The following is an 18,479-nucleotide window of genomic DNA, read 5'->3' as shown; positions in this document are numbered from 1 at the left end:
AGCTCAACATAGTAGGTTTAAAATAAAAAAACCGCAGCATGTCAGCTGCGGTTTTTTACTATTCAGATCAAAGTAATAGCGCTGATTACCAGCCCGTCACTTCGCGTAGTGCTTTACCAATGTCAGCCAAAGAACGTACTGTTTTCACGCCCGCAGCTTCTAACGCTTTAAATTTATCGTCAGCTGTCCCTTTACCGCCAGCAATAATGGCACCCGCGTGGCCCATACGCTTACCTGGAGGTGCAGTTACCCCTGCAATATAAGAAACAACAGGTTTAGTAACGTTAGCTTTGATGAATTCAGCAGCTTCTTCCTCTGCTGTACCACCAATCTCACCAATCATAACGATCGCTTCAGTTTTAGGATCATCTTGGAACATCTGTAAAATATCGGTGAAGTTAGAACCTGGAATAGGATCACCACCAATACCTACACACGTAGATTGACCGAAGCCTTCGTCAGTTGTTTGCTTAACCGCTTCGTACGTGAGTGTACCAGAGCGAGAAACAATACCCACTTTACCTGGCTTATGAATATGGCCTGGCATGATACCAATCTTACACTCTCCTGGTGTGATTACACCCGGGCAGTTAGGACCGATCATACGCACGCCTTTCGCTTCAACGTATTCTTTAACGTAAAGCATATCTAACGTAGGAATACCTTCAGTAATACATACGATAAGCTCAATACCAGCGTCTGCTGCTTCAACGATAGAATCTTTACAGAAAGGTGCAGGCACGTAGATAACAGATGCAGTCGCGCCTGTTGCTTCTACCGCTTCGCGAACAGTGTTGAAAACTGGCAATCCAAGGTGCTCAGTGCCGCCTTTACCTGGTGTAACACCACCAACCATTTGCGTACCGTATGCAATCGCCTGTTCAGAGTGGAATGTGCCCTGACCGCCAGTAAAACCCTGACAGATAACTTTGGTGTCTTTATTAATTAAAACTGACATTATTTGCCCTCCGCTGCTGCAACAACTTTTTGCGCTGCATCAGTTAGCGATTCAGCAGCAATGATATCGAGGCCTGAATTCGCCAATACGTCACGGCCTAGGTCTGCATTTGTACCTTCTAGTCGAACCACTACAGGTACATTTACGCCGACTTCTTTAACTGCACCAATAATACCTTCAGCAATCATATCGCAACGTACGATACCACCGAAAATGTTTACTAGAACCGCTTTTACATTGTCGTCAGACAAAATGATTTTGAATGCTTCAGCAACACGCTCTTTAGTCGCACCACCACCTACATCTAGGAAGTTGGCAGGCTTTCCACCGTGAAGGTTTACAATGTCCATTGTGCCCATTGCCAAACCTGCACCGTTAACCATGCAGCCTACGTTGCCGTCTAGTGCCACGTAGTTAAGCTCCCACTTAGCCGCTTGTGCTTCGCGTGCATCTTCCTGTGAAGGATCGTGCATGTCTTGCAACTTAGGTTGGCGATAAAGTGCGTTGCTATCAATACCTACTTTTGCATCTAGGCAGTGTAGATCGCCATCAGTTTTAATCACCAATGGGTTAATTTCGATAAGTGCAACATCCAAGTCTTCAAACATTTTCGCTAGACCCATGAAAATCTTAACGAATTGCTTAACTTGATTACCTTCTAGGCCTAATTTAAACGCCATTTCACGCGCTTGGTAAGGCTGAGGGCCTACAATTGGATCGATAGGTGCTTTAAGAATCTTTTCAGGTGTTTCCTCTGCAACTGTCTCAATTTCTACGCCACCTTCCGTCGATGCCATGAAAACAACACGGCGTGTTGTTCTATCAACTACAGCACCTAAATATAGTTCGCTGTCGATGTCTGTGCATGACTCTACCAAAATCTTGCTAACGGGTTGACCGTTTTCGTCTGTTTGATAGGTAACCAGGTTCTTGCCCAACCAATGTTGCGCAAATTGCTTGATTTCATCTTTGGTTTTTACCAGTTTTACGCCGCCCGCTTTACCGCGTCCGCCAGCGTGAACCTGACATTTAATAACCCATTCGCTGCCGCCAATACGATCAGCAGCTTCTACAGCCGCTTGTGGCGTATCTGCAGCATAACCTTCAGAAACAGGTAGGCCATATTCTTTGAATAACTGCTTACCTTGATATTCATGCAAATTCATGGTGTTTCTATCCGTTTTTTTTAAGACAAAAGCCGCGAAAATCGCAGCTTGATTTCAGGTGCCGGCATTATAGGCCAAACACCGGCAATGATACAGGTGAAACGAATATTTCACCTGTCAACGTTACTAAACATCCAACAATAGACGTGTTGGATCTTCTAACATCTCTTTCACAGTAACCAAAAAGCCTACTGATTCTTTTCCATCGATAATTCTATGGTCATACGATAATGCCAAGTACATCATTGGAAGGATTTCGACTTTACCGTCAACCGCCATTGGACGATCTTGAATCTTGTGCATACCTAGAATTGCACTTTGAGGTGGGTTAATAATCGGCGTAGACATCAATGAACCGAAAACACCACCATTGGTAATGGTAAAGTTACCACCTTGCAAGTCGTCCATCGACAATTTACCGTCACGACCCTTAACTGCAAGATCTTTAATGCCCTTTTCTACGCCTGCCATGCCCAAAGCATCACAGTCACGCAATACAGGTGTTACCAAACCACGTGGCGTAGAAACCGCAATCGAAATATCAAAGTAATTGTGGTAAACAATGTCGTCACCGTCAATTGATGCATTTACTTCAGGGAAACGTTTAAGCGCTTCCGTTACCGCCTTCACGTAGAATGACATAAAGCCAAGACGAATACCGTGACGTTTTTCAAACCCTTCTTGGTACTGCTTACGCAAGTCCATAATCGGCTTCATGTTAACTTCATTGAACGTCGTTAACATCGCAGTCGAATTCTTAGCATCTAACAAACGGTTTGCGATTGTTTTACGAAGACGCGTCATTGGAACACGTTTTTCAGTGCGCTCGCCCGCAGGCGCTGCTGCGTCTTCTTTCGCTGCTGCCGCTGCTGGTTTCTGATCACCCGATTTAAGATGCTTTTCAACGTCTTCTTTAGTGATGCGGCCACCTTTTCCAGTGCCCTTAATCTTGCTAGCCTCTATGCCCTTTTCAGCAAGTAAACGTCTAACCGATGGGCTAAGCGCGTCACTTTCTTCCGGCTCTGCATCTTGCTTTTGCTCATTGCTGCTACCAGAGCTTGCAGCTGCGCCTGCCGATGCACCCGCAGTAAATTGCGCAATCACCTGCTCCGCAGTGACAGTTTCGCCTTCTGGCGCAAGAATTTCGCTTAATGAACCGTCTGCTGGAGCGACGACTTCCAGTACCACTTTATCTGTTTCAATATCTACCAGATTCTGGTCACGAGATACTTGTTCACCTGGCTGTGCATGCCAAGTAGCAATGGTTGCGTCTGCCACTGATTCAGGCAGTACTGGAACTTTGATTTCCACTGATTCTTTACCCTCAGAACTTGATTCTTGACTTGATTCAGAAGCCGGTGCAGCACTTGCTTGACTTTGTGCGGCTCCACCTTGCTCCATTTGTGCGATAACTTGCTCACCAAGGACAGTATCACCCTCAGCATGCATGATTTTTCCAATTACACCGTCTTCTGGTGCAACCACTTCTAGTACCACTTTATCTGTCTCAATATCGACAATATTTTGGTCTCGGCTTACAGAGTCGCCTTCTTTCACGTGCCATGTTGCAATGGTGGCGTCTGCAACAGATTCTGGCAATACCGGTACTTTAATTTCTGTTGTCATACTGGTTCCTTATTTAATCGTTAGTGCATCGTCAACCAATGCTTTTTGCTGTTGATTGTGGACAGAAATATAGCCTACAGCTGGCGAAGCAGACGCTTCTCTTCCCGCATATGTAAGCTTGGCACCTTCAGGAATTGCATCTCTAAAGTGGTGCTGACTACAGTACCAGGCCCCTTGATTTTGAGGTTCTTCCTGACACCAGACCCAATCTTTAACATGAGAAAATTGTTTAACAACCGCTTCCACTTCTTGCTTAGGGAATGGATAAAGTTGTTCTAAACGGATAATAGCAACGTCTGTTTGTTCGTTTTTACGGCGTTGCTCTAGTAGGTCGTAATAGACCTTACCTGAACACATCACTACACGTTTGACGTCTTTAGTTGCAAGGTCATCAATCTCACCAATCACGTTGTGATATACACCCTCAGACAACTCCTCAAGAGACGAAACCGCTAATGGATGACGCAACAAAGATTTTGGCGACATAACAATAAGTGGCTTACGCATTGGACGTATAGCTTGGCGACGTAGCATGTTGAACACTTGCGATGGGGTCGAGGGTACACAGACTTGCCAGTTATGGTCCGCACATAATTGTAGAAATCTCTCAAGACGTGCAGAGCTATGCTCTGGACCCTGCCCTTCGTAACCATGAGGGAGCAATAGCGTCAAACCACATAAGCGTCCCCACTTTGCTTCACCAGAGCTTAAGAACTGATCAATAACCACTTGAGCACCGTTAGCAAAATCACCAAATTGTGCTTCCCAAATGGTTAGTGTAGTGGGTTCAGCTGTCGCATAGCCATACTCAAATGCCATTACTGCTTCTTCAGACAACACGGAGTCATACAATTCTATTTTGCCTTGCTCAGGCTTAATATTTTGCAATGGCATATAAGTATCTGCATCAGATTGACTGTGCAGTACAGCGTGACGGTGGAAGAAAGTACCTCGACCAGAATCCTGACCGGTGATACGAATGTCTGTACCGTTGTCGACGATAGTGGCATACGCTAGATTTTCCGCCATACCCCAGTCCAATGGTTTGTCACCATTAGCCATATTAACGCGATCTGTGTAGAGTTTCTTAACGCGAGATTGTAACGGGAAATCTTCCGGATATTGCGTCAGTTTTTGCCCTAATTCCTTAAGCTTCTCAATCGCAATAGAACCATCGTACGGTACATCCCAATCATGCCCAAGGAACGGACTCCAATCAACAGAGTGCTCTGTCATAGGACGCCATTCTTCAACAACGCAAGCACCGTGATCCAGTGCAGCGCGATATTCGCTGACTAGTTTATCTACTTCATGCTTTTCAATGCTACCTTCAGCAACAAGTTGATCAGCATAAAGTTGTCTCGGAACAGGATGTTTCTTGATTTTTTGATACATCAACGGCTGGGTTGCATTTGGCTCGTCAGCTTCGTTGTGACCGTGACGTCGATAACATACAAGGTCGATCACGACGTCACGCTTAAATTTGTTTCGATAGTCTAGCGCGAGTTTCGTCACAAATACTACCGCTTCAGGATCATCCGCATTCACGTGGAATATAGGTGCCTGCACCATTTTTGCAATATCCGTACAGTATTGCGTAGAGCGAGTATCTTCAGTTTTTGATGTTGTAAAGCCAACTTGGTTATTTACAACAATACGAATCGTGCCACCGACTTTAAAGCCACGGGTCTGAGACATATTGAACGTCTCTTGGACAACACCTTGACCAGCAATCGCTGAATCACCGTGAATTGTGATTGGCAATACAGCCGAGCCATCTTCACACTGACGACGATCTAATCGCGCTCGCACCGACCCCATAACAACTGGATTAACAATTTCCAAATGTGACGGGTTAAACGCCAATGCCAAATGCACGTTTCCACCTGGTGTTGCGAAATCCGATGAGTAGCCCGCGTGATATTTAACATCACCCGCACCTAAACTTTCATCGTGTTTGCCAGAAAACTCGTCAAATAAAACAGACGGGTTTTTACCCAGCACATTCACAAGAACATTTAAACGGCCACGGTGAGCCATCCCAACAACGACTTCTTTCGCGCCGTTAGTGCCTGCATGAGAAATGAGTGACTTAAGCATAGGAATTAAGCTATCACCACCTTCTAGCGAGAAACGCTTAGCACCTGTGAACTTCGAGCCAAGGTATTTTTCCATACCATCAGCAGCAACTAGTCCTTTTAAGATACTAATTTTTTCATCTCTATCGATAGTTGGCTTGGCCTCAACAGATTCAAGGCGCTGTTGAATCCAACGCTTTTGCTCTGTGTCAGTGATGTGCATGTACTCTGCACCAATCGACCCACAATAAGTGCGATTCAAAGACTTGTATAGCTCACCAAGAGACAATGTGTCTTTGCCAATGGCGTAAGACCCAACATTGTAATGCGTATCAAAGTCATTTTGAGAAAGGTTATGGTGTGACAACTCTAAATCACGTACACGCTCTTGTTGCCATAGCCCTAGTGGGTCTAAATTCGCGTGTTGATGCCCTCTAAATCGGAAGGCGTTGATTAGTTGCAGAACTTTTACCTGCTTCTCGTCACCGACTGAGGCACCGTCACCACCGCTCTTAGGCGCACGGCCTAATGGCCCTAACGCGGCGAGCGTTCGAAATTGGTTTCGTATATCACTGTGATTTGATTCTAGCTCGACGCCGTCAACCTTTGGTAGTTGATCAAAAACAGAACGCCATTCGTCAGGCACACTGTTCGGGTCATCGAGATAAGCTTCATAGAGTTCTTCTACATAAGCAGCGTTGCCACCAGCCATGTGAGACGAATCCCACCATGCTTTCATCACGCTTTGTTGCATTGTTGTCCCTTGGTTTTAAAAAGGCTCTTAAACAAATACCGGTTGGTATTCAGACGTTATAAAAGTGTATTCCACCTTTAATTTTAGTAACTTATGATACGTTTGTAACCAAAAAATAGCCATCCTTTATAAAAGGAATGGCTATTTAGTGTTTATACATCTAGCCAACATAGGTTGGCAATGACGACCTGCGTACTAAACAGCCCGTTGTAATAGCATTGATTTGATGTGACCAATCGCTTTGGTCGGGTTCAAACCTTTAGGACAAACGCTTACACAGTTCATAATACCGTGGCATCTGAACACACTAAAGGCATCATCAAGATCAGCTAGTCGTTCTTCGGTTGCGGTATCTCTGCTATCAATTAAGAATCGATACGCATGCAGAAGTCCCGCAGGCCCGATAAACTTATCTGGGTTCCACCAGAAAGACGGGCACGACGTTGAACAACACGCACACAAGATACACTCATACAATCCATCAAGCTTAGCACGCTCTTCAGGAGACTGAAGGTGTTCTCTAGCAGGAGGTTGCTTGTCGTCGTTAATTAAGAACGGCTTAATTTTTTCATACTGGTTGTAGAACTGTGTCATGTCGACCACTAAGTCGCGCACCACAGGTAAGCCGGGTAATGGACGAACAACGATTTTGCCTTTACCTAGCGCAGACAGCGGTGTAATACACGCTAACCCGTTTTTACCGTTCATGTTTACGCCATCAGAGCCACAAACGCCCTCTCGGCACGAACGACGAAATGATAAGGTTGGATCTTGCTCTTTTAGTGCCAGCAATGCATCCAGTACCATCATGTCACGGCCTTCTTCCACTTCAAGCGTGTAATCTTGCATACGAGGCGCGTTATCAACATCCGGGTTGTAACGATACACAGAGAATTGTAATTTCATTCTTCGTTACTCCACTTAGTACGTTCTAACTTTCGGCGGGAAAGCTTCACGTAGTTTAGGCGACATATTCACATCGCGTCGGCTCATTTCTTCCGTTTGTGGACGGTAGATTGAGTGACACAACCAGTTTTCATCATCACGGTCAGGATAATCGAAGCGGCTATGTGCGCCACGACTTTCTGTTCTGAAGTTAGCCGCTACAGCCGTGCTGTATGCAGTTTCCATCAGATTATCTAGCTCAAGACATTCGATACGCTGCGTATTAAAGTCGCTACTCTTGTCATCTAAGCGTGCATGTTGAAGACGCTCACGAATCTCTTTAAGTTCTTTAAGACCTTGAGCCATCGCATCACCTTCTCTAAATACAGAGAAGTTCAATTGCATGCACTGTTGAAGGTCTTTCTTAATTTGAACTGGGTCTTCACCTTTACCTGCGTCAGAATTTTCCCAACGGTTGTAACGAACCAAGGCTTCATCTACGTCAGTCGAAGACGCTTCGCGCGATACAACATTGTCTAATGCTTCGCCTAAGTGAAGGCCTGTAGCACGACCAAATACAACAAGATCAAGCAGTGAGTTACCGCCCAAACGGTTGGCACCATGCACAGATACACACGCGATTTCACCACAAGCGAACAAGCCATTAATAGGCTTCTCGTTGCCGTTTTCGTCGATACCGATTGCTTGGCCATCAACGTTAGTTGGAATACCACCCATCATATAATGGCAAGTCGGTATAACCGGAATTGGCTCTTTTACTGGATCAACGTGCGCAAATGTACGAGACAATTCTAAGATGCCAGGAAGACGTGATTCTAGAACTTCTTTACCTAGGTGATCGAGCTTAAGCTTAATATGCGTACCCCAAGGGCCTTCACAGCCGCGACCTTCACGGATTTCTGTCATCATTGAACGAGCAACAACGTCACGTCCAGCCAAATCTTTTGCATTTGGTGCATAGCGCTCCATGAAACGCTCGCCATCTTTATTTAACAGATAGCCACCTTCACCACGGCACCCTTCGGTTACTAATGTACCCGCGCCAGCGATACCTGTTGGGTGGAATTGCCACATTTCCATGTCTTGCACAGGTACACCTGCACGTAATGCCATACCTACGCCGTCACCCGTATTGATGTGAGCATTCGTGGTCGACGCATAAATTCTACCTGCACCACCTGTAGCAAGCACAACGGCCTTAGACTTGAAGTAAACAACTTCACCCGTTTCAATATCAATTGCTGTACAACCAACTACATCACCGTCTTGGTTTTTAACCAAGTCTAGTGCGTACCATTCGCTGAACACTTTTGTTTTGTTTTTAACGTTTTGCTGATAAAGCAAATGCAGTAACGCGTGACCAGTACGGTCAGCCGCAGCGGCAGTTCTTGCGCCCTGCTCGCCGCCAAAATTCTTCGATTGGCCACCGAACGGACGTTGATATATTTTACCGTTTTCGAAACGAGAAAATGGCAATCCCATATTCTCCATTTCAATAATGGCTTCTGGTCCGGTTTTACACATGTACTCGATTGCGTCTTGGTCTCCGATATAATCAGAGCCTTTAACCGTATCGTACATATGCCATTCCCAATTGTCGTCGTGCGCGTTGCCTAACGCGACAGTGATACCGCCTTGAGCAGACACTGTGTGCGAGCGAGTTGGAAATACTTTTGATAATAATGCACAGGATTTACCTGACTGAGAAATTTGTAACGCTGCACGCATACCAGCGCCACCGGCGCCTATCACTACAGCATCAAACTCATGAACTGGAATACTCACTTATACCCCCAACAATACAAACAGGCCGTACGCTGCATAAGCAAACGCCATAATATTTAGAATCCACTGAAGCATTGAACGAAGACCAGGTTGTTTGACGTAATCCGTCAACACCTGCCATAAGCCTATGCGAACATGCAGCATGATTGAAATCAGTGTAGCCAACGTAAATACTTTCATCGCGATACCGCTAAATAACGCGGACCATGAAGCATACGTGATTTCAGGTGTGGAAATGAAATACCAGCCCATAAACAACGTAAAGGCAGTAATAATTAATGCGGTTAAACGTAACGTAACAAAATCTTGTACGCCGTCACGCTTGATGGTGGCCTGATTGGTTACCATAATACAACTCCCAAGATAACGGTTAGCACGATCCATAGTCCGATGGTCGCTTTTGCACTCGCATTACCTGACTCTAGCTCTTCCCAATGGCCCATATCCATCACCATGTGGCGAAGCCCACCTAGGATGTGATAGGTCAATGCTGATAATGTTCCTATAGTAATGAATTTGCCGATTGGCCCTCCCATTACGTCTTTCACCGAATCGAATCCTTCAGGAGATGATACTGATGCTGCCCATGCCCAGATCACAAAAATCAGTGCAAAAAACATCGCAACACCGGTTACCCTGTGAAGAATGGAAACGATGGCAGAAGGAGGAAAACTAATCGTATTGAGTTGTAGATTAACTGGTCTTTGCTTTTTCACGATTTGTTGCCTGTAATAGCCGTAGGGTTTTTGTTCATACCTCGATTCAATGAAGTGGGTTCACTTCTTATCATTGACATCAAGATATCGAATCCCAATTACTCTTTTATTGTTAACTAATCAGTTGTTGCAAGAATGTAAATCTGCATACAACTGCTTTACATGCTGTCTTTCAGCTGACACAAAGTATATCCAGCGTTTTCACTAATTACAATTTTTGTTCTTTATTAAGTAGTTATGATCTAAATCAATTGATTTAAACGTAACCAATTTTTAAATAAAGAGAATACATATTGACCATAAATGCATTTAAATTGACTTAAGCGGACTTTATCAGTACAAATAGCCACACTTTTTTCGAAGTGATTTATATTTATACAATTAATCACTTCCAACGGAACCATTCGAGGAGAGCATCTTATGGCAGATCAGAAAGCCATTCTGAAAGTGGGAGATAAAGAAATCGAACTTCCCGTAATGTCTGGAACAGCGGGACAGGACGTAATTGACGTTCGCGCACTAGGTTCGCACGGCTACTTTACTTTTGACCCTGGTTTCATGGCAACTGGTTCATGCGAGTCTGCTATCACCTACATTGACGGTGCAAACGGTGTACTTTTACACCGTGGCTACTCTATTGAAGAGCTAGCACGAGACGCAGACTATATTGAATTATGCTACATGCTGTTGCATGACAAAACGCCAACAGCGGAAGAGTACAGCAAGTTCAAAGATACGATAACACGACACACACTGGTTCACGATCAGGTTAACAACTTCTTCAGAGGTTTCCGTCGTGACGCACACCCAATGGCTATGCTTTGCGGTACAGTGGGTGCCCTATCTTCTTTCTATCATGATGACCTTGATATTTCTGATGAAAATCAGAGACTTCGAAGCGCGTATCGCTTAGTTGCTAAAATGCCAACATTGGTTGCAATGTGTTATAAGTACAACATTGGTCAGCCTTTTGTTTACCCGCGTAATGACCTAAGCTATGCAGAGAACTTCCTAAATATGATGTTCTCTGTACCGGCAGAGCAATACAAAATTAGCCCAGCTGTTGCACGTGCAATGGACAGAATCTTCATTCTACACGCTGATCACGAGCAAAACGCATCGACATCTACAGTGCGTTTAGCAGGTTCTTCTGGCGCTAACCCATATGCTTGTATTGCAGCTGGCGTTGCATCCCTATGGGGGCCTGCGCACGGTGGTGCTAATGAAGCATGTTTAACAATGCTTGAAGAAATTGGTTCAGTAGACCGAATTCCTGAGTTCATTGAAAAGGCGAAAGACAAAAATGATCCTTTCCGCTTGATGGGCTTTGGTCACCGTGTTTATAAAAACTATGACCCGCGCGCAACGGTAATGCGTGAGAGCTGTCACGAGGTATTAGCAGAGCTAAACATTCAAGATCCATTACTAGACGTAGCAATGGAACTAGAAAAGATTGCACTTAGCGACCCTTACTTCAAAGACAAGAAGTTGTTCCCTAACGTAGACTTCTACTCAGGTATTATTCTTAAAGCAATTGGCATCCCGACTAATATGTTTACGTGTATCTTTGCACTTGCAAGAACAGTTGGTTGGATTTCTCACTGGCATGAAATGCTAAGTCAGAAGGGTCAAAAGATTGGACGTCCTCGTCAGTTATATACTGGTGAAACGCAAAGAAAATACTCACCAATCAAAAAAGATTAATCAAACTATTCAATAAATGGCGCTTATGCGCCATTTTTTTTAGCCGGAAAAATGAAAAATGGAAAGAGTCCGTTACAAAGTATTAGGATATTTAGGGTTAATCCCATTTATTCTACTACCATTAGCCATCTCACTTTCGATCATCAATCCTGTTTTTGGTGAGACACTATTTTTCACCTACAGTGCGATTATTCTGTCATTTCTTGGCGGCGTGCACTGGTATGACTCACTACAAAAAGAATCAGCATCATTTCAACCTTATTTTGCCATGGCGCCAAGTTTGGTTGGATGGGTTTCTATCACATTTCTGAATTACTTCCCTGCACTCATCACTTTATCTATTGCTTACATAATGGTGCTCATTGCTGATAAATGCTGGCTGGTGAAGCCTGACGGGTATATGCGCTTTCGCGGACATTTAACATTTTTTGTTGTGTTAAGTCAGGTTTTTATGATGACCCTTAAATAGAGATGAGAGCCAGAATTAGCTCTCATTTAGCCAATATTGATTAATTGTGTTTGGGGTTTAGGCTTGTAACAGACCCAAAAGTAACGTTGTTTTCTCTTTCATTAAAGCCGCATCGCCGCGTGCTTCCACGTTTAATCGAATAACGGGTTCCGTATTAGACTTTCTGAGATTGAAGCGCCATCCATCAAACTCCATTCCCACGCCGTCAATGCTTTCAATGCTTAGCGCTTCAGCTTCAAAATGAGACTGAACGCGAGCTAACACCATATCTGCATCTTTTACAGTTGCGTTGATTTCACCCGATGATGGAAACATGGCAATTCTATCTTTTACCATGTCACTCAATGGCTTCTTATCTTTACAAATCAGCTCGGCGACTAATAACCACGGGATCATGCCTGAATCACAATACGCAAAGTCTCGGAAATAATGATGAGCACTCATTTCGCCGCCATAAATGGCATTTTCTGCACGCATACGCTCCTTTATAAACGCATGTCCTGTTTTACTTTTCACAGGTATACCATTTTCATGGTTTACTATTTCTTCGGTATTCCAATACACCCGTGGATCATAAATGATTTTTTCGCCAGCTTGCTTTTGCAAAAATGCTTTAGCAAGCAAACCGACAATATAATACCCTTCTACAAACTCGCCTTTTTCATCAAATAAGAAGCAACGGTCAAAATCACCATCCCATGCGATACCCATGTCAGCGCCATGCTCTACGACGGCTTTTGACGTAGCGCCACGATTTTCAGGTAACAAAGGATTAGGAATGCCATTTGGGAATGTGCCATCAGGGGTATGATTAACTTTAATAAATTCAATCGGAAAGCCCCGCACTTTACAGGCTTTTTCCATCGCATCAATAGTCGGCCCTGCGGCACCATTTCCTGCGTTCACAACTAACTTCAATGGTGTAAAATGTGTCAGCTCAACATAACTTAACACGTGTGCAATATATTCGTTCACAGTATCATGCTGCTGATAGCAATCGCTTTTCTTGAGCTTGTCAACATCGATAGATGAGATGCCTTTTTCAAACAATTCTGATGCTTTTTTGCTATCAAACGTATTGCCAATTTTAACTGAAGGGTGTGCGTAGTGGCACAGACCATGATCGATACTGTCTTGAGAATAAGACGAAGCCAATGTTTGAATATCAAAGAGCCCAGTATCGCCACTGATGGGCAACGCCCCCCCTTTTACCAGCTTCATGCCATTGTAATCTATCGGATTGTGGCTCGCGGTCACTTCAATTCCACCATCTACATCCAAATAGTTACTGGCAAAGTAAATTTCTTCTGTACCCGTCATACCTAAATCAAGAACGCTAGCACCACCATCAATAAGACCCGCTGCCAGCGCTAATTTAAGGGGTTCAGAAGACAACCTGACATCACCGCCCACGACCACTTTTTTGGCCAAAAGGTGCTCAGCAAATGCCCTACCTATTCGATACGCGACACGCTCGTCCAGATCTACATTTAATTTGCCTCTAATATCGTAGGCTTTAAAACATGTAAGTTCGCTCACTAATACTACTCCGTTCGACCATAGCGATCAGAAAACCTAACAATATCGTCTTCACCAAGATAACTCCCCGATTGCACTTCTATGAGCTCCAACGGAAGTTTGCCAGGATTTTCTAATGCGTGAACTGTGCCGATAGGAATATAGGTAGACTCATTTTCAGTCACTAAAAACGTTTCTTCGCCTTTTGTTACTTTTGCGGTACCTGATACCACAATCCAGTGCTCAGCACGGTGATGGTGCATCTGCACAGATAGCTTTTCGCCCGGCTTTACGGTAATGCGCTTCACTTGGAAACGTTCGCCATTGTCTATTGAGTCGTAACTTCCCCATGGTCTGAACACTTCTCGGTGAAATTCAAATTCTGGGCGTTTCTCTTGTTTAAGACGATTAACAACATGTTTTATATCTTGCACATTGTTTTTGTTCGCCACTAGCACAGCATCTTTGGTTTCCACTACAACCATGTCGCTCACTCCGACCAGCGCAACCAAGCGATTTTCAGCATTTACATAACTATCAGCGGTACCATGAAGCATGATATCACCTTTCAATACGTTGCCTTTTTCATCCTTGTCTTCAGCCGTTTCCCACAGTGAAGACCAACTCCCAACATCGTTCCAACCAGCGTCAAGCGTTACCATCGCCGCATCAGATGTCTGCTCCATGACAGCATAATCGATGGAGTCTTCAGGGCATGCAGAAAAGATATTTGCATTGATTCTTACAAAGTCTAAATCTTGAGTTTCCGATGCAATAGAGGTTTTACAGATTTCAGCCATTTGGGGAACAAATTTACTTAGCTCTTCTATATAGCGGCTGGCCTTAAACATAAACATGCCACTGTTCCAAAAATAATCGCCATTGCTGATATATTTTTTCGCAGTAGCCTCATCTGGCTTTTCAACAAATTCAGATACAGAAAATCCAGTCTCAGCCTGATCTAATTGCTCACCACGACGAATATAACCATACCCAGTGTGTGGCATCGTGGGTACAATACCAAAGGTGACGAGCTTACCTTCTTCAGCTAGGCGCTCAGCATGTTTTATTGCTTTATGAAAGCGCCCAACGTCTTTAATCAGATGATCGGCTGCTAATACTAATAGTGTAGGATCTTCACCCGACTTCAGCGCATGATAGGCCGCAAGCGCAATAGCTGGCGCTGTGTTCTTTCCTTCAGGCTCTAAGATGATGCCACCATGATCAATATCTGCCTGACGAAGCTGCTCCGCAACAAGAAAACGATGTGCTTCATTACAAATAAACACAGGTGCATCAACGTCTAGACCATCAAGACGCAATAATGTCTCTTGCAGCATCGAATTATCTGAAGTCAACGAAAGAAATTGCTTAGGTAATGCAGCCCTTGATTTAGGCCAAAGTCGACTACCAGATCCACCAGCTAAAACGACAGGTTTCATTCAAAAATCCTTATAACAGTGAGAGGCTTAGCCTTTATTTTTATGAGCAAATGGTATGCGAGGATGTAAACACATTCAATGGCTCAGTAACGAAATCCGATCACAATCACTTAATAAAGGGTAATTCTGGCCCAATCGGTATTACTTGCGTCGGGTTAATATGCGCATGGCTATAATAATAATGACGCTTTATGTGAGCCATGTTCACCGTATCACTGACACCTGGGTGCAAATACAACATTTCAACATACCGGCTTAAGTTTGGAAAATCGGCGATACGCTTAATGTTACATTTGAAATGCCCGACATAAACCGCATCGAACCGAATTAACGTAGTGAATAAGCGCCAGTCTGCTTCTGTTAATTGATCTCCGACCAAATAGCTCTGTCCTTCAAGTCTGGTCTCAATTTCTTCCAACGCATCGAACAGCGCTGACACAGCTTCTTCATACGCCTGCTGGGTTGTTGCAAAGCCGGCTTTGTACACACCGTTATTAATATTGTGGTAAACAAAATGGTTAGTTTCATCTATTTGATTATGCAAAGGTTTCGGATAGAAATCTAAACGATTACCCGTCATTTCATTGAAAGCTGAATTAAACATACGAATAATGTCTGCAGATTCATTATTTACAATCGTTTTCTCTTTTTTATCCCATAGCACTGGCACAGTCACTCGGGTTGTAATCGTATCATTGACCGAGGTATACAGCTGGTGTAGAAAGTCGTGACCGTAAAGCGTATCTCCAGTCGCCTCTGGAAATGACCCAAAGCTCCAGCCATGCTCTAGCATATCAGGCGAAACGACTGACAGCCCAATGATTGCTTCAAGCCCTTTTAACTTCCTATAAATCAGTGTGCGATGTGCCCACGGGCAAGCAAGTGACACATAAAGGTGGTAACGATGATTCTCAGCAGGAAATTTTGCATTCACATCAGGACTGATTTCATCTCTGAACTGTGATGCTTGCCGTTCAAACTTTCCATCGTTTTTATCAGTTTCATACCACTTATCAACCCATTGTCCATCGACTAATAACCCCATTACAACTGTCTCCTTATACACTATTACTCAAAAGCGTAGCTTTATTTTGCGGAATCCGCGCAAAATTCTCCACCCTGCTACACTTAACAAATGCATATAGGTGCTCTACACAACATGTCTAAACAATGCCGATTCGTCTCTTTAAAAAATACACAATGTCCACTTGAAGATTTGGGTAACGGTTATTGCTTTTGGCATGACCCTCATGTAGATAAATCCAACATGGACCTATCGAAGAAGCTTGAGAGCCACATTAAAAACGGTGGGTACAGTATTGGCCTGCAATTAAAAAAAGCGAATTTGGAAGGCATTGATCTTGTCAATACTGGTGAAAAGCAAGGCTTCGACCTATCAGAAAGTGATTTATACAGAGCCAAATTAAGAGGTGCGCACTTATTCAATGTGACGTTATCCAATGGCTCACTGATGAAAGCTGATCTTCGTGAAGCCAACTTGCATTGTGCTCATTTAAATTACACGAATTTACTCGGTACCCGATGGCAGGATGCAAGACTCGACAATTTGGAAGTCGGTGATGAGTTGATTCAGGAATCTCTTGGGCGACAATATCGAAAACAGGGGCGTGTTACAGAGGCTATGGACCAGTTTGAACAATCCGAAGAAGTGTACCGACAGCTTAAACGTTGTGCTGAAGATCAGGGGCTTTTCGTGCTTGCGGGTCAATATGGGTATCGTGAGCGGATCGCCCATCGGCGACAACTGAAACGCTGGACAGCAAAGTGGCTTTTCTCTCATGCTATTGACACCCTATGCGGTTATGGCGAAAAACCCGAAAATACCATTTTGTTCTCTGTTTTCTTAATATTCAGCTGCGCCATTGGTTACTTTTTTCTAGGTGTTAACTATTATGAAAAACTCATTAAATTCAATGTTGATGCGAGCCTAACAGACAACCTCACCACATTTTTTTTGTCTCTTTATTACAGTGTCGTGACGTTTACTACCCTGGGATACGGCGACATCACGCCAGTTGGCTTGACGCGCTTTATCGCCGTAACGGAAGCATTTTTGGGTAGCTTTACGATTGCTCTTTTTGTCGTAGTATTTGTAAAACGAATGTCTAGGTAGACACTCTAGTAACCATTATGCAACATCAAGCCTGTCAGCCAAACGGGAAATAATCTCTTTTCCAATCGGAATCGCCGAAGTGGCAGCAGGTGACGGCGCATTTCCCACATGTAAAGAGCGAGGTGTATCATGAAATACAAAATCATGAATCAACTTTCCCTGTGCAGAAACAGCCTGCGCGCGCACGCCACTAGGATAGGGTAACAAGTCATCAAGTTGAATGTCTGGCGCGTACTTTTGAACGCGGGCTAAGTACCCCTTCTTAAACAATGAGTCACGCATTTCACCGAATCCACTTTTTGCGTGAGTGGAAGCCAGTTTCCAAAATCCAGGAAAAGTCAAAGTTTCTAGTGCATCTTTGAACGAATAGTCAGCCTTGCTATAGCCCTCTCGTGCGAGGGCTAAAACCGCATTAGGGCCAACCGTCACAGATCCATCAATCATACGAGTCAGATGTACACCTAGAAATGGCATTTGCGGATCAGGCACCGGGTAGATAAGATGTTTCACAATATCGTTGTAGCGACTGGGTAACTGATAATATTCACCACGAAAAGGCACAATTTTGATATCTGTGTTAACGCCCATTATTTTCGCCAAACGATCACAATGTAATCCAGCACAGTTAATCAACCAATTTGCCTGAAACGTATGATGTTGAGTGTTAACCTTTACACAGGTTTCATCTTCATACAGATCTGTCACTTCTTGTTGGTAAGCAACACTACCACCATTACTTACCACACTATCAAGCATCGCTCGAGTGATAGCCTGGTAATCAGTAATACCCGTTTCTTCCACATGAATTGCAGATTGCCCTGTAATATTGGGTTCTAATGCTCGCAATTGCGACTGAGATAACAAGCGTGTAGTGAGTTGATTTTCTTGAGAACGCTGAAACAAAGCGTGCAGTCGTTGCTCCTCTTGATCATTCGTCGCGACAATGAGCTTTCCACACTGCAAAAATGGAAGGCCATGATCTTGACAAAAAGCAATGGTTGCTTTTAATCCCTCTCGGCAAAACGTCGCTTTGAGGCTTCCTGGTTCATAATAAACGCCTGCGTGGATCACCCCAGAATTTCGCCCCGTCTGATGCTTTGCTGGCTCACTCTCTTTTTCAATTACTGTTACTTTAAGGCCGGGATAACGTTGTGACAATTGATACGCCACTGACGCACCCACTATTCCCGCTCCAATAATTATTACATCACTCTTATTCATTA

The 18,479-nt window shown here is 44.0% G+C and carries 15 protein-coding genes; 3 read left to right on the top strand and 12 right to left on the bottom strand.

Annotated elements, in window-relative coordinates:
- Nucleotides 1-85 precede the first annotated feature (85 nt).
- The 8 genes from sucD to sdhC form a co-directional block, all read right to left on the bottom strand.
- Nucleotides 86-958, bottom strand: coding sequence for a succinate--CoA ligase subunit alpha (gene sucD, locus OE749_RS11405; protein ID WP_263712583.1), 873 nt, complete (start codon nucleotides 956-958; stop codon nucleotides 86-88).
- Nucleotides 958-2,124, bottom strand: a complete 1,167-nt coding sequence (sucC, locus tag OE749_RS11400; RefSeq protein WP_263712582.1) for an ADP-forming succinate--CoA ligase subunit beta — start codon at nucleotides 2,122-2,124, stop codon at nucleotides 958-960. The genes sucD and sucC overlap by 1 nt, the downstream gene beginning before the upstream one ends.
- 126 nt (nucleotides 2,125-2,250) lie before the next feature.
- Complete coding sequence (odhB, locus tag OE749_RS11395; protein ID WP_263712581.1) at nucleotides 2,251-3,750, bottom strand: 2-oxoglutarate dehydrogenase complex dihydrolipoyllysine-residue succinyltransferase; 1,500 nt, start codon at nucleotides 3,748-3,750, stop codon at nucleotides 2,251-2,253.
- 9 nt (nucleotides 3,751-3,759) lie between these two features.
- Nucleotides 3,760-6,582, bottom strand: coding sequence for a 2-oxoglutarate dehydrogenase E1 component (locus OE749_RS11390; RefSeq protein ID WP_263712580.1), 2,823 nt, complete (start codon nucleotides 6,580-6,582; stop codon nucleotides 3,760-3,762).
- Nucleotides 6,583-6,777: 195 nt separating this feature from the next.
- Nucleotides 6,778-7,488 (bottom strand): succinate dehydrogenase iron-sulfur subunit, encoded by a 711-nt coding sequence (locus tag OE749_RS11385; protein WP_263712579.1) that lies wholly within the window; start codon nucleotides 7,486-7,488, stop codon nucleotides 6,778-6,780.
- Between the two features lie 15 nt (nucleotides 7,489-7,503).
- On the bottom strand, nucleotides 7,504-9,273 hold the full coding sequence (gene sdhA / locus OE749_RS11380) for a succinate dehydrogenase flavoprotein subunit (RefSeq protein WP_263712578.1): 1,770 nt from the start codon (nucleotides 9,271-9,273) through the stop codon (nucleotides 7,504-7,506).
- A complete protein-coding gene (gene sdhD / locus OE749_RS11375; protein WP_263712577.1) occupies nucleotides 9,274-9,621 on the bottom strand; it encodes a succinate dehydrogenase, hydrophobic membrane anchor protein in 348 nt (115 codons plus the stop codon). It lies immediately after the preceding gene.
- A complete protein-coding gene (gene sdhC, locus OE749_RS11370) occupies nucleotides 9,615-9,989 on the bottom strand; it encodes a succinate dehydrogenase, cytochrome b556 subunit (protein WP_263712576.1) in 375 nt (124 codons plus the stop codon). The genes sdhD and sdhC overlap by 7 nt, the downstream gene beginning before the upstream one ends.
- Before the next feature lie 420 nt (nucleotides 9,990-10,409).
- Between sdhC and OE749_RS11365 the strand changes: the two genes are divergently transcribed.
- Nucleotides 10,410-11,693, top strand: a complete 1,284-nt coding sequence (locus tag OE749_RS11365) for a citrate synthase (RefSeq protein ID WP_263712575.1) — start codon at nucleotides 10,410-10,412, stop codon at nucleotides 11,691-11,693.
- A gap of 58 nt (nucleotides 11,694-11,751) precedes the next feature.
- Nucleotides 11,752-12,162: a DUF3429 domain-containing protein gene (locus OE749_RS11360; protein WP_263712574.1), complete on the top strand. Its 411-nt coding sequence runs from the start codon at nucleotides 11,752-11,754 to the stop codon at nucleotides 12,160-12,162.
- Nucleotides 12,163-12,219: 57 nt separating this feature from the next.
- On the opposite strand, the gene OE749_RS11355 is transcribed toward OE749_RS11360, so the two are convergent.
- The 3 genes from OE749_RS11355 to OE749_RS11345 form a co-directional block, all read right to left on the bottom strand.
- Complete coding sequence (locus tag OE749_RS11355) at nucleotides 12,220-13,701, bottom strand: phosphohexomutase domain-containing protein (RefSeq protein WP_263712573.1); 1,482 nt, start codon at nucleotides 13,699-13,701, stop codon at nucleotides 12,220-12,222.
- A gap of 5 nt (nucleotides 13,702-13,706) precedes the next feature.
- A complete protein-coding gene (locus OE749_RS11350) occupies nucleotides 13,707-15,122 on the bottom strand; it encodes a mannose-1-phosphate guanylyltransferase/mannose-6-phosphate isomerase (protein ID WP_263712572.1) in 1,416 nt (471 codons plus the stop codon).
- 106 nt (nucleotides 15,123-15,228) lie between these two features.
- Nucleotides 15,229-16,167, bottom strand: coding sequence for a glutathione S-transferase family protein (locus OE749_RS11345; RefSeq protein ID WP_263712571.1), 939 nt, complete (start codon nucleotides 16,165-16,167; stop codon nucleotides 15,229-15,231).
- A gap of 114 nt (nucleotides 16,168-16,281) precedes the next feature.
- Between OE749_RS11345 and OE749_RS11340 the strand changes: the two genes are divergently transcribed.
- The gene (locus OE749_RS11340) at nucleotides 16,282-17,256 is read left to right on the top strand and encodes an ion channel (RefSeq protein ID WP_263712570.1); all 975 of its coding nucleotides are present in this window, start codon (nucleotides 16,282-16,284) and stop codon (nucleotides 17,254-17,256) included.
- A 15-nt stretch (nucleotides 17,257-17,271) separates the two neighbouring features.
- Here the strand turns inward: OE749_RS11340 and lhgO are convergent, their stop codons facing one another.
- The gene (lhgO, locus tag OE749_RS11335; RefSeq protein ID WP_263712569.1) at nucleotides 17,272-18,477 is read right to left on the bottom strand and encodes an L-2-hydroxyglutarate oxidase; all 1,206 of its coding nucleotides are present in this window, start codon (nucleotides 18,475-18,477) and stop codon (nucleotides 17,272-17,274) included.
- Nucleotides 18,478-18,479: the final 2 nt, after the last annotated feature.

This window comes from Fluctibacter corallii (assembly GCF_025751585.1).
Taxonomy (GTDB): domain Bacteria; phylum Pseudomonadota; class Gammaproteobacteria; order Enterobacterales; family Alteromonadaceae; genus Fluctibacter_A; species Fluctibacter_A corallii.
The sequence above is the reverse complement of the archived record's forward strand: the minus strand, read 5'-3'. Positions and strand labels throughout refer to the sequence as shown.

Coding starts and splice junctions, on each gene's coding strand:
- sucD (WP_263712583.1), bottom strand. CDS start 958: ATGTCAGTTTTAATTAATAAAGACACCAAAGTTATCTGTCAGGGTTTT.
- sucC (WP_263712582.1), bottom strand. CDS start 2,124: ATGAATTTGCATGAATATCAAGGTAAGCAGTTATTCAAAGAATATGGC.
- odhB (WP_263712581.1), bottom strand. CDS start 3,750: ATGACAACAGAAATTAAAGTACCGGTATTGCCAGAATCTGTTGCAGAC.
- OE749_RS11390 (WP_263712580.1), bottom strand. CDS start 6,582: ATGCAACAAAGCGTGATGAAAGCATGGTGGGATTCGTCTCACATGGCT.
- OE749_RS11385 (WP_263712579.1), bottom strand. CDS start 7,488: ATGAAATTACAATTCTCTGTGTATCGTTACAACCCGGATGTTGATAAC.
- sdhD (WP_263712577.1), bottom strand. CDS start 9,621: ATGGTAACCAATCAGGCCACCATCAAGCGTGACGGCGTACAAGATTTT.
- OE749_RS11365 (WP_263712575.1), top strand. CDS start 10,410: ATGGCAGATCAGAAAGCCATTCTGAAAGTGGGAGATAAAGAAATCGAA.
- OE749_RS11360 (WP_263712574.1), top strand. CDS start 11,752: ATGGAAAGAGTCCGTTACAAAGTATTAGGATATTTAGGGTTAATCCCA.
- OE749_RS11350 (WP_263712572.1), bottom strand. CDS start 15,122: ATGAAACCTGTCGTTTTAGCTGGTGGATCTGGTAGTCGACTTTGGCCT.
- OE749_RS11345 (WP_263712571.1), bottom strand. CDS start 16,167: ATGGGGTTATTAGTCGATGGACAATGGGTTGATAAGTGGTATGAAACT.
- OE749_RS11340 (WP_263712570.1), top strand. CDS start 16,282: ATGTCTAAACAATGCCGATTCGTCTCTTTAAAAAATACACAATGTCCA.
- lhgO (WP_263712569.1), bottom strand. CDS start 18,477: ATGAATAAGAGTGATGTAATAATTATTGGAGCGGGAATAGTGGGTGCG.